This is a genomic window from Ketobacter sp. MCCC 1A13808 (assembly GCF_009746715.1).
In the GTDB taxonomy this organism is placed as follows: domain Bacteria; phylum Pseudomonadota; class Gammaproteobacteria; order Pseudomonadales; family Ketobacteraceae; genus Ketobacter.
Genome location: NZ_VRKW01000009.1, coordinates 69,118 through 83,129, shown reverse-complemented (window position 1 = coordinate 83,129; position 14,012 = coordinate 69,118). Strand labels below are relative to the sequence as shown.

13 protein-coding genes are annotated in these 14,012 nt (G+C 51.7%); 1 reads left to right on the top strand and 12 read right to left on the bottom strand.

Going from position 1 to position 14,012, the window contains the following annotated elements:
* Positions 1–34: 34 nt before the first annotated feature.
* A complete protein-coding gene (locus tag FT643_RS16135; RefSeq protein ID WP_317622041.1) occupies positions 35–910 on the top strand; it encodes a methylated-DNA--[protein]-cysteine S-methyltransferase in 876 nt (291 codons plus the stop codon).
* A gap of 24 nt (positions 911–934) precedes the next feature.
* On the opposite strand, the gene hemW is transcribed toward FT643_RS16135, so the two are convergent.
* The 12 genes from hemW to FT643_RS16075 form a co-directional block, all read right to left on the bottom strand.
* On the bottom strand, positions 935–2,071 hold the full coding sequence (gene hemW, locus FT643_RS16130; RefSeq protein ID WP_156872455.1) for a radical SAM family heme chaperone HemW: 1,137 nt from the start codon (positions 2,069–2,071) through the stop codon (positions 935–937).
* A gap of 9 nt (positions 2,072–2,080) precedes the next feature.
* Entirely contained in the window at positions 2,081–2,677 is a 597-nt protein-coding gene (locus tag FT643_RS16125) for an XTP/dITP diphosphatase (RefSeq protein ID WP_156872454.1), read from the bottom strand.
* Between the two features lie 131 nt (positions 2,678–2,808).
* Complete coding sequence (locus tag FT643_RS16120) at positions 2,809–4,629, bottom strand: RICIN domain-containing protein (protein ID WP_198043612.1); 1,821 nt, start codon at positions 4,627–4,629, stop codon at positions 2,809–2,811.
* A gap of 256 nt (positions 4,630–4,885) precedes the next feature.
* On the bottom strand, positions 4,886–5,944 hold the full coding sequence (locus FT643_RS16115; protein WP_156872452.1) for a hypothetical protein: 1,059 nt from the start codon (positions 5,942–5,944) through the stop codon (positions 4,886–4,888).
* A 50-nt stretch (positions 5,945–5,994) separates the two neighbouring features.
* The gene (locus FT643_RS16110) at positions 5,995–7,023 is read right to left on the bottom strand and encodes a hypothetical protein (RefSeq protein WP_156872451.1); all 1,029 of its coding nucleotides are present in this window, start codon (positions 7,021–7,023) and stop codon (positions 5,995–5,997) included.
* A 230-nt stretch (positions 7,024–7,253) separates the two neighbouring features.
* The gene (locus FT643_RS16105; protein WP_156872450.1) at positions 7,254–7,709 is read right to left on the bottom strand and encodes a DUF4426 domain-containing protein; all 456 of its coding nucleotides are present in this window, start codon (positions 7,707–7,709) and stop codon (positions 7,254–7,256) included.
* 12 nt (positions 7,710–7,721) lie between these two features.
* Positions 7,722–8,312 carry a methionine biosynthesis protein MetW gene (gene metW, locus FT643_RS16100; protein WP_156872449.1) on the bottom strand — a complete coding sequence of 197 codons (591 nt, stop codon included), beginning with the start codon at positions 8,310–8,312 and terminating at the stop codon, positions 7,722–7,724.
* Between the two features lie 3 nt (positions 8,313–8,315).
* Positions 8,316–9,437 (bottom strand): homoserine O-succinyltransferase MetX, encoded by a 1,122-nt coding sequence (gene metX / locus FT643_RS16095; protein WP_317622044.1) that lies wholly within the window; start codon positions 9,435–9,437, stop codon positions 8,316–8,318.
* Between the two features lie 158 nt (positions 9,438–9,595).
* Positions 9,596–11,578, bottom strand: a complete 1,983-nt coding sequence (locus tag FT643_RS16090; protein ID WP_156872447.1) for a dynamin family protein — start codon at positions 11,576–11,578, stop codon at positions 9,596–9,598.
* Between the two features lie 187 nt (positions 11,579–11,765).
* Entirely contained in the window at positions 11,766–12,326 is a 561-nt protein-coding gene (locus tag FT643_RS16085; protein WP_156872446.1) for a YggT family protein, read from the bottom strand.
* Between the two features lie 55 nt (positions 12,327–12,381).
* Positions 12,382–13,191 (bottom strand): pyrroline-5-carboxylate reductase, encoded by an 810-nt coding sequence (gene proC, locus FT643_RS16080; RefSeq protein WP_156872445.1) that lies wholly within the window; start codon positions 13,189–13,191, stop codon positions 12,382–12,384.
* A gap of 50 nt (positions 13,192–13,241) precedes the next feature.
* The gene (locus FT643_RS16075) at positions 13,242–13,952 is read right to left on the bottom strand and encodes a YggS family pyridoxal phosphate-dependent enzyme (protein WP_156872444.1); all 711 of its coding nucleotides are present in this window, start codon (positions 13,950–13,952) and stop codon (positions 13,242–13,244) included.
* Positions 13,953–14,012 lie beyond the last annotated feature (60 nt).

Here is a 14,012-nt window from a genome sequence, read left to right as displayed (position 1 = left end):
GCGTGACTGAGAGAGCAGCGGATAGGTGATTGCAGTGAGAGCGACAGAAACGAGTCGTCCATATCAGCAGATTAAGGCGGCGATTGAATACTTTATTGAACATCAGCAGCAACAGCCGGGGCTGGCAGAGTTGTCGGAACACGTTGGCTTGAGTGAATTTCATTTACAACGGATGTTTTCGGATTGGGTCGGAGTGTCCCCCAAGCAATTTTTGAAATTCCTGACCAAGGAGTACGCCAAAACTCGGCTGCAGAATGAGTCGGTTTTACAGGCCGCGCTGGATAGCGGATTGAGTGGGGCAGGGCGACTGCACGATCTGATGATAAGTTGCGAAGGCGTGACGCCGGGGGAATTCAAAAAACAGGGTGAAGGCGTCGTAATTCAGTATGGCTTTCATGAATCACCGTTCGGACATTGTATGTTAGCGCAAACCCCGAGAGGCGTGTGTAGTCTGGTATTTTTCGATGCGGCGGGGCAGAAAGCAGAACAGGTTAAAATGTTGCAAACACAGTGGCCGAAGGCAGTTTGTAAGGAAGATCCGCTTGCGACGCAAAACACCATCGGAAAAATCTTTGCCGGAAACGAGTCTGTGGGACGGGGTTCGACGAAGAGAAAGAAAGCCACCTTGAAGCTGTTGTTGAAAGGCACACCGTTCCAGCTGAAAGTATGGGAAGCCCTACTTTCCATACCCGAAGGTGATATCGTCTCCTATCAGCAGGTAGCGGGTCTGATCCAGGCACCCTCGTCGGTTCGTGCAGTAGCGAGCGCTGTCGCTAAAAACAATATAGGCTATCTGATTCCCTGTCACCGGGTTATCCGCAGTAGCGGTGATTTCAGCCAGTATCGTTGGGGCGCGTCCCGTAAACGGATCATGCTGGGTTGGGAAGCCAGCCAGCATGGGAATGAATAGCGGATTTAAGGTTGAAGCATCGGATTAATTACTGAAAAGCGTTAATAGATTATTCAGGAAGCGCTGACCGAGTTCGGTGGTTTGCCAGTGGGTGGCGGATTCGGTAATCAAACCCTGTTGCACTGCTTGGTTCAGCGCGGATTGAAACCGATTCGGGGGCACAAAAGTCCGTTCGCTAAAAACCGTTCTCGCGATGGGTTGCGATAACCGGAAAGCATTCATGAAAAATTCAAATCCAAGATCTTCCTCTGTTATTGGTTGTTGTCGCGCAGTAAACGCTTTTTCCGGATTTAGGTAATCGTTGGGCAGGCGTGTTTTTTGATAGCGGATGATTTTCTTTTGCTGCGAGTCGGATATTTTTCCATGCGCACCGGCCCCCATAGCCAAATAATCACCGAACAACCAATAGTTTAGATTGTGCCGGCATTGAAACTCCGGTTTGGCAAACGCGCTGGTTTCATAATGGATGAAGCCCGCCTCTTGTAATAACGTTTTACCCGCTTCATCAATGTTATCCAGAGTTTCGTCCTGGGGTAGTGCCGGCTTGGTCGTATAAAATACCGTATTGGGTTCAATGGTTAATTGATACCAGGACAGGTGGCGGGTGTTTAGTGCCAGTCCTTGTTCCAGATCCGCGATTGCCTGCGCTTCCGTTTGATTCGGCAGGCCGTGCATCAAATCGATATTGATGCGCTCGAAACCGACGTCCTGTGCTGCGCCGATGGCGCGGATGGCTTCCTCCCGGTCGTGAATACGACCCAGTGCTTGCAGCTTTTCGGTTTCAAAACTTTGTACGCCTATAGAAAGACGGTTAATGCCTGCCTTTCGGAAACCCCGGAATTTGTTGTATTCGAAGGTGCCCGGATTCGCTTCCAGTGTGATTTCTGCATCCTGTTCTATGGGTACGAGCTGATCAATTTCTTGTAGTAGCTGTTCATAGGCTGCAGCACTGAATAGGCTGGGTGTGCCGCCACCGATGAAAATACTACTGATACTGCGGCCCTGCGCCAGCTGCTGATCCTGTTGCAAGTCCTGCAATAGTGCAGCAACGTATTCCGTTTCCGGAATACGCTGGGTCTCGTGGCTGTTGAAGTCGCAATAGGGGCATTTCTTTACGCACCAGGGCACATGAATATACAGTGCCAACGGAATCGGGTTCATGGTCCGCGCTCAGGCCTTTCCAGCCAGCGTGGCAATCATCTGTTGCAGAGCTTGTCCCCTGTGGCTCAGTTTGTTTTTAATCTCTGGCGGTAATTGGGCTGCACTGCATTCCTGGCCAGGCACCCAGAACACCGGGTCGTATCCGAACCCGTTTTCCCCTTGCGGTTGCGATACGATCAAGCCCTCCCAGGTTCCCTGGCAAATGATCGGAGTGGGGTCGTTGTCATGACGCAGATAGACCATAACGCATTGAAAGCGGGCGGTGCGTTCAGCGGGCGCGACGGATTGCAGGTTTGCCAGCAGCTTCACTATGTTGTTGGCATCATTAGCGGGTTCGCCAGCATAGCGGGCGCTGTAGATGCCCGGTTCGCCGTTCAACGCATCCACCTCCAGACCGGAATCATCCGCCAATGCCGGACGTCCCGAGCATCGGCTGGCATTGCGCGCCTTCAGTATCGCGTTTTCCACAAAGCTCAGGCCGGTTTCTTCGATGTCTTCAATGTTCAGAGATTTTTGGCCGATCACCTGAATGTTCAGAGGCGATAGCATTTGGCTGATTTCTTTGAGTTTGCCACGGTTGCCGCTGGCTACGACGATTTCTTGCATGGGGGTTCCTGTTAATATCGGGATGGGCCTGGACCAAAAACAGGAGGGATTATAGCCTTTTCGGGCCGCTGTAGGTGATAAAAAGCCGGTGCAGGACACCGGCTTTCGAAGGTTGCTATTGCTTGTTCGGTTTATATCTTGCCAACACCGGCGTTGGCCCGAACGATGCCGGGCACCTCAGAAGAGTGATCAAGTTTATAACTGTAAGGCACGCTGGCGCGACAACTGGATTGCAGTTGTCCACCCACTATTTCGGGTACGTCCAATGCACCGTCACCGACTTTACGGCTGTAATAGATTTCGGGTTCAACGGTGTTTTCGCCGGTCTGCCAACAGCCAGGTTCACTCGAATCATCGGAGGCCAGCAGGGGATTATTGACGTTGTAGAAATGATTACCTTCTACTAACACCCGTGCGCCCATACGGGAATTGATGGCGTGGAACATGTAATTCTGCGACGGATTCGACCAGTAGTTGTTGTATATATGAGCCAGGCCGTGGCGAATCAACGGTGTGCGCTGCTCAATATTCTGATACCAGTTATGGTGGAAGGTGATATTGGTGTTGGCACTGTCCGAATCACTGGAGCCGACCAGGCCTGCCCGGCTGGAATCCCGATACCAGTTATAGGATACCGTGACATTGGTAACCCCGGCTTTCATATCCAGTAGAGAGTCGTAACCCGATGATTCACCACCACTGGCTTCCAATGTGTTGTGATCTATCCAGACGTTGTTTACGCCACTTTCCATGCCGATGGCATCGCCGCCGTTGGAGGTAGGTGAACCAGACTTTTTAACATTTTTAATGTGTAAGTTCTGGATGATGATATTGGAGGCATCACGTACGTGTACGCCGATTTGATCCAGTATGCCTTTGGTGCCAACTCCGATGAGTGAGATGTTGCTGACCTTTTTGAATTGAATTTCTTCATCGGTGGTGTCGCAGCTACCGCTTACCTTTGATGTGTTGCTGTGGGTGATCGTGCCGTTCACCATGATTATCAGCGGGGTATCGTCGGAAGCCCGGCTGCACATCGCTTGGTTGATCTGCGATCCGGTACTGGCGTAAACAACCTGGCCACCTGCACCGCCGGTGGTTGCTGCTCCGAATCCTTCCAGATCGGCATTGCGATCGGGTGGGTCGGTAGGCTCAGGGGGCTCAACGGGATCGGTTGGTGTTGTCTGCCCCGCAGTGGCAAAACGCCATTGCTGGTTGACGGCGCCCAGATGGGTGAATTGCCGGATATCCGCCTGATCCGCTTTACTCCATTCCCAGGCATCCAGTGCAAGCCCGTTGAGCTTGGAGGTGATGGTGAAATAGCCGTCTCCAACCGGAGTAACGGCCCATTGCTGGTTGTCCCCACCCCAATAGGACCATTGCCGGATTTCTGCACCGGGTTCCATACTGAATTCGTATACGTCGATGGATTGACCGCTGGAGGCGGAACGGATGGAATAGTAACCGTTACCCAGGCTGGTTACATCCCAGTAGGGCAGGTCGGTATCGCCAACTTGACTCTGAAGAATGTTAGCGCCATCCGCTGCGCTGTTCCCGGCCACATCAATGGCCAAGCCGCTGTGTCGATTGATGATGACATATTGATTGCTGCTCAGGGTGCTGTCATCACTTGCAGAAGGCTCCGAATCGGTATCGTTGCCGGCATTATTGTCCGGTTCGCCGCTTGCGTTTTTCGAGATTGAACATTCTTTGACGGATTTGGATGGAACGGGATCAGTGCCGAACGTAGCAGCATTGCAAATGAAGTTACTGTTTAAGGTTTTATACACGAACTGCCCGGAGGCACCGAACGCCACTTGTGTGCTGGAACTGAGAGCGCAGGTTTCATCGATCTTACAGAGTGTTGTAAATCCGTCTGGTCTGTTGGTTGCCGAGAAAGCACTGGCTGACAGGCCAAAGGCCGCGGCCCCGAGCATTATATTTTTATGCATTGCACTGATCCTACCGGAGTGATTTGATTCCCAGCGAAAGTAACAATAAAGCAGATGCATTTCCGGATGTATTCCACAAACTCATCTAGATATTCAGATTGCCTGAAACCGATTTAAGCTGGGGAGTTGTTCTTACACCAGAGTGGATCATGAAGCGTACGGATTGTTGTTTTAGCAAACAGTTCGTAAACAATTCAAAGGCTACGGACTGTTTGCTAGCACGTGATGAGATCCCGATCGCTCGGGAGGCAAAAATTTAAAAGGAGTAGGATGTGGCAGCATTCCAGTTTGGATTGTTTTGCGTGACGCCTTCTGCATGAAGCGTGACATTACCTGACATGCGCAGGGCATCCGATTTGCGTTCAAACACCACTTCCACACTGGTTAGCGTGTCGGGCAGGTCGTTGTCTGCATGCATGGTAACGATAAATGAGTCGCTGGCGGTATCTGCTCGAACGGTGATCCATTCAAGATCGTTTATTTCCGCTTCATTTAATAAGTCATACAGGCTGGGCTTAAGTGTGACGCCGTTAATGGTGAATTGATCGGTACTGCTGGCCAGAATAGGCACGCCAGCATTGTTATCAAACCAGATAGTGGCGGGCAGATTGGTGACACCTTTAAGGTTATACGCAATGGACGTGGCGCCATAGCTGCCTTGATTTCTAACAATACCAATTCCCTGGGCTAATTCTAGGGTGGTGGTGAATGTTTCTGAAACAGGTGGAAAGGTGGCGGACACTGTGGTGACCAATTCGATTTCGAGGGTAGGCAGCATGCCGTAGTTTTCATCGAATACCAAGTTGGCATTGCTGGAGGTGTAGTTGACACTAACGTTGGCACTGATGCCGCTGACAGTCGCGGTCGCGTTGGTAACGGCACTGGTCGGCGGGTAGAATTGAATGGGATTCTTGAGCTTGATGGATTCAACACTGTAACTATCGACATCAATCGGCCCATCAATTTGATACAGTAAAATTTGTTCGGGAGTAGAGGAGATATGCAACGTGATCGAATTCGTTCCCAGAGGAAATGTTAAGGTGTAAATATCCAGATCACCCTCACTACGTTCAAAGGAAATCTGTGTTGTCTCCGGAATTTCAAAGCCGATAGAAGCTTCTTCATAAGTAAAAGCGCTGCCATTGGTTAGCGGCAAATACGGATTAAATTTTTGCACATAGTCAGAAGGCTGAGTAAACACCGGTGGCGGGTTTACATCCGTTGCGTCGCCTCCACCGCCGCCGCCGCCACAAGCGGACAGAAGGGCGGCTGCACAAAACAGGGTTATTGCGTGAAACGTTTGGCTGCGCGTCATAATTAATCGTCTCTTATCGTCTAAGTTATTATTTTAATCTGTTGTTGAATTCAGGGTTGCAGGATGACGCTGCCGGACACCACCCGATGGGTATGCTTGTTGCGGAACAATACCGGCACTGCCGTTAAGGAAGAGGGCAGTGTCGAGCTGTATTGCATACTGACATTAAACGTATTGCTGGCAACATCTTCATTGACTGTTATCCAGTCCAGTTCATCCAGCTCGCTTTGATTTACGATTTCATAATCGGTTGAGCTGAGGTTGCCATTGCTGGTATTAAAGGTGGTGTTGCTGGTGATCGCTATAGGTGCGCCGTCGTTGTAATCAAACCAGATTATGTTGGGAAGCGATTGCAGTGATTGCAATGTGCTATTAAAAGCCTGATCAAGATAGATGCCTTCATGGGCAACGATGCCGATGCCCGGTGTGAAGTCGAACGTACCTGTTACTGTCTGCTGGGAAAGGGTAACGGATGGCGTCGTCTGTGCACTGTCCACGTAGATGGTCGCACTCAGTTGCGCCTGCAAAGTGGGTAGGTTGCCCTGGCCGGTTAGCGTTATCCGGTTATCGGTATTGGTGAGTGTATAGCTTACCCGGATGTTGAACTGGTCACTGATATCCGCGCCGCCGGATTCGGTGATGCGGGCGCTGGCCGTGGTGTCGGGGTATTGGGGTGTTCCGGTCAGCTGAAGTGCGTTTGCGAATCGAAAATAATCCGCCTCGTATTGAGTGCTGTTTACCGTAAATTCAAACGGCCCATCAATACCCAGCAATTGAATCTGATTGCTATCCGAGCTGAAGTACAGTCGCATCTGCGTGCTGGCGCCGGTCATGTCTATTGAATAGACGGGTATCTGTTTCTGGCTGGAGAATGCCTCGTCGTATCCGATTGAGCTGGTTAGCGTGCCTTGTGTGGTGTCGGCATAGACCAGCTGTGTATCGCTGGTCAGCGGGAGGTATCGGTTTTGGTCCGGGGTGCTGAAAGCGCCGGTGCGGTCGTAGTCTGTTTCTTCTTCCAGACCGCAACCACTTAGCAAAATGCTAAAAATAGCGATATAAAATAGTTGCTTAGGTGTCATCTCGATTGTCCGAATAGTGCGATTGGGCGTGCTTTTATTCTGGTTATAACAGGATTGTAGCCCAGCGTACTGTAAGTTCGTGTAGAAAAATGTTAGGAGGTTTTGACGTGGATTTGAGACCGATGGCCTCTCCCGTGGGGGCCATCAGGGCATGAGCAAAATGTGGGGTGAAGCCCGGAATGCGGAAATTCGGTCACATAGCTCCGTGCTCGGGATTCTTTGGTGACGGCTCAATCAGCAAAAAACGATTGAGAAAAACTCAGTTTCAGCGAGCCATAATCCGGGGTGGGTTTCACCTGAATATCAAAATTCAATTTGTCGCCCTCGTCTACCAGGAACTCTGCCAGATAATAAATCGCACGACCTTCTTCCACCATCTTGAAGTCCAGCGGAATTTCGCTGCCGCCCAATTGCCCGGTAAAGCCTTTTAGTTGGGACATGACGGCTTTAGGTGGGCCGCCCGGCATTTTCCGTTGCACACTGATATTAATCAAGCCGCGTTGACGGCTACGCATCAAACCATAGGCTTCTGCTACCTCTGCTGTTAGCAGCGTTGAATTGAAAGCGCTGTAATGGACAATATAATCGTCGTCTTCAATATACTGATCGGCGGCGGCTAATTCCGTTGCCAATAATAAGACGGCGGCCAGTATTGATGCCAACGTGATTTTGAGCGTGGTGGTCATGTTTTTTCTCCCTTATTTGGTGATGTGATACACCGCCGTTTCGCCAAATAGATTGGGGTATATGCGCATCATCACACCGTCACGATAATTCATGTCCACTACCGTCCGATTCAGTATTTTCAGGTTCTTGCGCTGACACATGCTCTCAAAATCTGCGAACGTACACAGATGGATATTCGGTGTGTTGTACCAAGTATAAGGCAATAGTTTGGAGACGGGCATTTTGCCTTTGGCGAGCAGGAACAAGCGGCAACGCCAGTAGCCGAAATTGGGGAAGGTAATGATGCACTCTTTGCCCACCCGTAACATATCGTCGATTACCCGGTCCGGGTAGTGTACCGCCTGCAGAGCTTGGGTCATGATCACCATATCAAAGCTGTTGCTGTCGAAGTTATCCAGACCCAAGTCCAGATCCTGTTCAATCACATTGACTTTTTTCTTAATGCATTCAACGATTTGGCTTTGGTTTATTTCTAGACCATATCCTATTACGTTTTTGGAGTCGCGCAAATGAGCGAGCAAGGCGCCGTCACCGCAACCAAGATCGAGCACGCTGCTATCGGGTTGAATCCATTGTTGGAGGGTTTCCAGATCCTGGCGCATCGGTTAAGCCCCCCCAACCACTTCAATGGAATTCATATAAGCTTTGAACAAATCAATATAAGCAGGCACATTCAGCAGGAACGAGTCATGGCCCTGGGGGCACTCGACGTCGGCGTAGGTAACGTTTTTCTTTGCTGTTAATAGCGCTTCGACGATTTCCCTTGACCGCTCCGGCGCAAAACGCCAGTCGGTAGTGAACGACAGAACCAGAAAGTGTGCCTTTGCTTGTGCCAATGCTTTGCTCAGTTCGTGATTATAGTCTTCGGCCGGATCGAAATAGTCCAGGGCGCGGGTCATCAGCAGATAGGTGTTGGCGTCGAAGTTTTTGGAAAACACTTCGCCCATGTAGTTCAGGTAGCTCTCCACTTCAAATTCCACGTCGAAATCGAAACTGATGGCGCCGTCACGCAGCTCGCGACCAAATTTTTCTTTCATGGCATCGTCGGACAGATAAGTAATGTGGCCCAGCATACGAGCCAGGCTGAGTCCGGTTTTCGGGTACGTATTGTGTTCGTAATAATGACCATCCCTAAAGTCCGGATCTGAGATAATGGCTTTGCGGGCAACCTCATTAAAGGCAATATTCTGTGCCGATAATTTGGGGGCAGCGGCGATTACGATGGCATAGCGCACCAGATCAGGCTGGTCGATGGCCCATTGCATGGCTTGCATGCCGCCCAGGCTGCCGCCGACGACAGCGGCCCATCGGGGTATTTCCAGGTGTTCCATCAGGCTGTGCTGACTGACCACCCAATCTTTCACCGTGACGATTGGAAAGTCAGGGCCATAGGGTTTGTCGGTGTCCGGGTTGATTGACTTGGGGCCGGTGCTGCCGTGGCAACCACCCAGATTATTCAGACTGACCACAAAGAAGCGATCGGTGTCGATGGCTTTGCCAGGGCCGATGCAGGCATCCCACCAGCCGGGCTTTTTCTCATTTTGCCGGTGGAAGCCAGCCGCATGGTGATGGCCGCTGAGGGCGTGGCATACCAGCACCGCATTGTCTTTATTGGCGTTAAGGCGGCCATAGGTCTCGAACACCAGCTCATAGTGGGGCAGGGTTTTTCCGCATTGCAGTTCGAGTGGTGCCGTACAACGAAAGAGTTGGGGTTGTACGATGCCCACCGAGCCGGGAAGAGGGTGTACCGGAGGTACGGACTGTAATGGTGGCTGTCGCTTCGTTTGTTCCAATAGGGGTTTCACCGCGTTTTTATTGATTGGGCCGGGTCAAATTAAGATAGCGAAGTCTAACAGAAATGAACCGGAGTTCTAGCGCGGGATGGTCACAGTTGTCGGGGAGAGAACTGGGCAGTGATCATGGGGATTACTTTGCGGCTTTGGTGGATGGGGGCGGGCTTACGCAACCCTTTCACCATGGTTTCAACTTCGATAATCTGCTCTGCCAGGTCGTTGAGCAGGCTTTCCATGCCTTCAATCCGTTGCTCGGCATTGTCATCGGTATTATTCAGTGTACGCAGCTTTTTAATATGCTCGTCGAGCAAGGCTTTTTGCTCCTGAGCGTTCTGGAATAGCGGTAGTAATACGTCGTTGAGCCATTGCCGGGCAGACCTGAGATAGAGGCGGTAGATGGTGGATCCTTCATGGACAACCGTGCTCAGAAAACGTTTGGAGGTCGCTTTCTGCTCGATCAGCAGCTTACGTAAATTGCGCCGGAAGCTGCCGGACTTGGCTCGCAAATCGTCTAAGCGAACGATGTACTCCTTGGCAGAAAAGCGCGGATAGTCCATTGGAGCCAAGCCTTGTTCCGCTTCGTATCGGGCATAAATGTCGGTGATCAGACCCTGAAGCTTTTCCTGTTTCGCTGCCAGTTCTGCCATATCGGCCTTCAGGCTATCAAAGAAATTGTCAATCGCGTTGTTCATGCCCACGATAGTCCAACTGGAAGTCAGCGCGTGGCCGGCGGCTTTCAGGTGGCCGTCCAGTCGGGGAGCGGTCACTGATTCCAGCATCTTTGCCCCTTCGCGCTCGATCATTTTGCGGCTGGATTTCAGCAAAATCAGTTTTTTATGGTAAAAGCCCTGCTCATGACGGGCATGGCTGAGCAGGGACCCCATCTGGATTTTGCGGCCGGATTCCTGCGCTTTCATCAATTTAAGCTCGTTCTGCACGGACTCTTTACGCCGCAGCAGGGTTTTGCGACTGCCATGCAGCATGGCGTGAATATCTTTGATCACGCTTTTTTGAATCAGGTACTCTTTTCGGCGCATCATATCGTTGGAAAGCAATTCTTCCAGCTCCGGCAGTAAGCTTTTCGCCAAACGCTGTGGGTTGCCTTCAACCTGTGACAATAAGCCCTCTTTCGCCGAGACGCAGAGAATCTCATCGGGGGCAATGGATAACTGGCGTGCGCATTGGGCCTTGATGTCGCCCAGTTCCCGCTGGTTGTGCTGTTCGTCTTCCAGTTCATCCCACACCGAATCCACTTTGTTCAGTACGGCATAAACACCGGTAGACTCCCGTAACGAGAGATCGCGAATGTGGCGGTTCCAGATGTCCAGGTCGGTCGCGCTGACGCCGGTGGAGGCCGATAACAGCAGTAGGATGGATTGCGCTTCGGGCAGCAGGCTGAATGTCAGTTCCGGTTCGCAGCCCAGGGCGTTCAGGCCAGGAGTGTCAATGATGGTGAGCCCCTGGCGCAATAAGGGATGATCAAAGCTGATCATGGCGTGGCGCCAGGCCGGGATCATTACTTTTTCAGGGTCATCCGGTGACGTTTCCAACAGCTCGGTCTGAAAACCCATGGCAGCGGCGTCCTGCGGACGTACCGGTTTTTGATGAGCCACTTCAGCGAAGGCTTTTTTCATGGTTTTGGGGTCGTTTTGATCCAACGGCACGAAGACCCATTTGTCGGGGATTTTGCGAAAACTGGCCAGGCTTGACCCCACCATGCGGGTTTCAATAGGCAGCAAACGGATGTAGCTGCTGCCGGCACGATGGTCGTACAGCAATTCAGTGGGGCACATGGTGGTGCGCCCGGCACCGGAAGGCAAGATACGGGTGCCGTATTGGCTGAAGAAAAGTGCGTTGATGAGTTCGGTTTTACCGCGGGAGAATTCGCCTACAAACGCTATGGTTATTTTGTCTTCCTTGAGGGTTTGCAGTGCCTGTTCCAGCTTCGTTTCCAGTTCGGGATTTTGCACATTATGGTCCACCAGCCAGCCACGATACCGGGTCAGCTCGCGGTGGATTTCCTGCCGCCACTGAAGATAGGCATCCATCTGACTGGAAAGGCGCGCTGATTCCATAATGGTAAACCGCTCTTAGACCATTGTTAAAAAATCAATAAGATTAGTAGCTTAGCATCAAGGTGAGGTTCGGGCCCGCAAACCGGGGGATGCCTTGAGCACTTAGGGCTTAATAATGTTCAGCTTAGCAGGGATTTTCATCCCCGCTGGTGACAATACCAAACGGTAGCGACGCTACTGTCCACGCTTATGGTATTCCGTTCAGGCCGAATAGCTGCTTGATAAAGATCAAAGCAATCATCACCAGCATGGGGGAGATATCCAAACCGCCCATGGCGGGAATGATCTTGCGTGCCGGTGCCAGAACCGGTTCGGCAATCTGATTCAGAATGTCCACCACCGGGTTGTAGTTGCCGCTGGCAGCGACCACCCAGCTCAAAATAGCCGCTGCAAAAATCACGAACAGGAAAAAATTGATCACGGTACTGGCAATGGACATCAATAACAGGATGAACATTTGCAGCGGGTTGAGCACCGGCAATATATGGAACACATACATATACAGTGCCAGTTTCACAACCACCAGTAGGATAAACAGCACCAGTGATGCCATATCAATGCCACCGACACCGGGCACCACACGGCGTAACGGGTTAAGCAGGGGAGAGGTGGCTTTGACGATAAACTGGGAAATCGGGTTATAAAAGTCCGCCCGCACCAGTTGCAGAATAAATCTGGCCAGTACGATGGACAGGTAAATCATAAACGCGTAGTCAATCAAGAACCTAAAGGCGCCGCTTACATTCATTTCAGGTTGTTCCTTAATCGGGTAATAACTTTATATGTGGGCAAACAGGCTGAGTTCAACCTGCCAGTTCTTTGGAGCGTTGGTAGGCGCCATCAAGAGCTTGTTTGAATATATCCCGCAGTTGCCGTTGTTCCATGATACCAATAGCCCGCTCGGTGGTGCCACCCGGCGAGGTTACCCGGCGTCTCAATTCGGTGGGGTCGACATCGCTGGTAATCGCCATTTGCGCTGAACCCAGAGCGGTCTGCAGGGTCAGTTGTTTTGCCACCTGTTCAGAAAGCCCGAGTTCCTTGCCTGCCGCCACCATCGCTTCCATCACCAGGAAAAAATACGCCGGGCCGCTGCCGGATAGAGCGGTGACCGCATCAATCTGATCTTCGTTATCCACCCACAGTGCCAGCCCCACCGCTGTCATGATGGAGCGCGCCTGTTCCCGCTGCAGTTCACTCACCTGTTGATTGGCAAACAAGCCGGTAGCGCCGGATTCCACCAGGGCCGGGGTATTGGGCATACAGCGTACTATGGGCATACCGGCGCCCAGAATGGCTTCCATTTTACCCAGGGTAATGCCCGCTGCAATGCTGATAATCAGCGGTTTACGTTGCTGCAGTATGGCTTTTACCGGTTCCAGAACCTCGTCCATGACTTGTGGCTTCACCGCCAACACAACGACATCGGCCTTCTGGCACGCATTTACGTTGTCGCGGGTGGTGTTGACTTGGAGTGTGCGTCGCGCTTGTTGTAATTGTTGTTCGTTGATGTCGGACAGCGTGATATTGATCGGGTCGGTGCCCTTGGCAATCAGGCCCCCCGCCAGGCTGCTGGCCATGTTGCCGGCGCCGATAAAAGTGATCTTCATAGTCATGTGTTTCATTCGTACTTATTTAAGGTCAATTGGAAAATAGAATAACGATTCTATGACGGATTTGTTACGTTTTTCTGCCTATCTCCAAATAAAGCCGTGCCGATGCGCACCAGGGTGCTGCCGGCGGCGATAGCCGGTTCCAGATCGGCGGACATGCCCATCGACAGAGTGTCGACCGCGCTGTTTGACCCGCGCAGCTCAGATTTCATGTCAGCCTGCAGTTGCGCCAGACGCTGAAAGGCGCGTTGCTGCTGGGCCGGGTCATTGCCGGCCCGCGGGATGCACATCAACCCTCGTAGGGATAGCCGGGGCAGTCCGGATATCTTGCGCGCCAGAGGTAATAGTTGCTCGGGTGTAACACCGGACTTGGAATCTTCATCGTCGATATTGACTTGCAGGCACACATTCAGCGGCGCTAATCCGGCGGGGCGCTGGTCGCTGAGCCGTTGCGCAATTTTCTCCCGGTCGACACTGTGTACCCAGGCGAAGTTCGCCGCGACGGCGCGGGTTTTGTTGGATTGGAGCGGGCCGATAAAGTGCCACTCGATATCCAGATCCTGCAGTTGTTGCATTTTTTCTTCTGCTTCTTGCCAATAATTCTCCCCGAATTGACGTTGGCCCAGTTGAAACAGGGCGCGGATGGCATCGGCCGGGTGTTTCTTGCTGACCGCTAGCAAGCACGGTTGATCCTGCTTCAGCTGCTGCGCAGTGGTGCTGATGCGTTGGCGGACGGAAAAATAACGCTGTTCTAAATCGATCATGGAATGACCATAAGCTCCGGGGTCGGGGGGAGAATAAAGTATTTGCCGTTGAAGTGTGGT

Coding starts and splice junctions, on each gene's coding strand:
- FT643_RS16110 (WP_156872451.1), bottom strand. CDS start 7,023: ATGACACCTAAGCAACTATTTTATATCGCTATTTTTAGCATTTTGCTA.
- FT643_RS16085 (WP_156872446.1), bottom strand. CDS start 12,326: ATGAATGTAAGCGGCGCCTTTAGGTTCTTGATTGACTACGCGTTTATG.
- FT643_RS16120 (WP_198043612.1), bottom strand. CDS start 4,629: ATGCATAAAAATATAATGCTCGGGGCCGCGGCCTTTGGCCTGTCAGCC.
- FT643_RS16075 (WP_156872444.1), bottom strand. CDS start 13,952: ATGATCGATTTAGAACAGCGTTATTTTTCCGTCCGCCAACGCATCAGC.
- FT643_RS16105 (WP_156872450.1), bottom strand. CDS start 7,709: ATGACCACCACGCTCAAAATCACGTTGGCATCAATACTGGCCGCCGTC.
- FT643_RS16090 (WP_156872447.1), bottom strand. CDS start 11,578: ATGGAATCAGCGCGCCTTTCCAGTCAGATGGATGCCTATCTTCAGTGG.
- metW (WP_156872449.1), bottom strand. CDS start 8,312: ATGCGCCAGGATCTGGAAACCCTCCAACAATGGATTCAACCCGATAGC.
- FT643_RS16115 (WP_156872452.1), bottom strand. CDS start 5,944: ATGACGCGCAGCCAAACGTTTCACGCAATAACCCTGTTTTGTGCAGCC.
- hemW (WP_156872455.1), bottom strand. CDS start 2,071: ATGAACCCGATTCCGTTGGCACTGTATATTCATGTGCCCTGGTGCGTA.
- FT643_RS16125 (WP_156872454.1), bottom strand. CDS start 2,677: ATGCAAGAAATCGTCGTAGCCAGCGGCAACCGTGGCAAACTCAAAGAA.
- proC (WP_156872445.1), bottom strand. CDS start 13,191: ATGACTATGAAGATCACTTTTATCGGCGCCGGCAACATGGCCAGCAGC.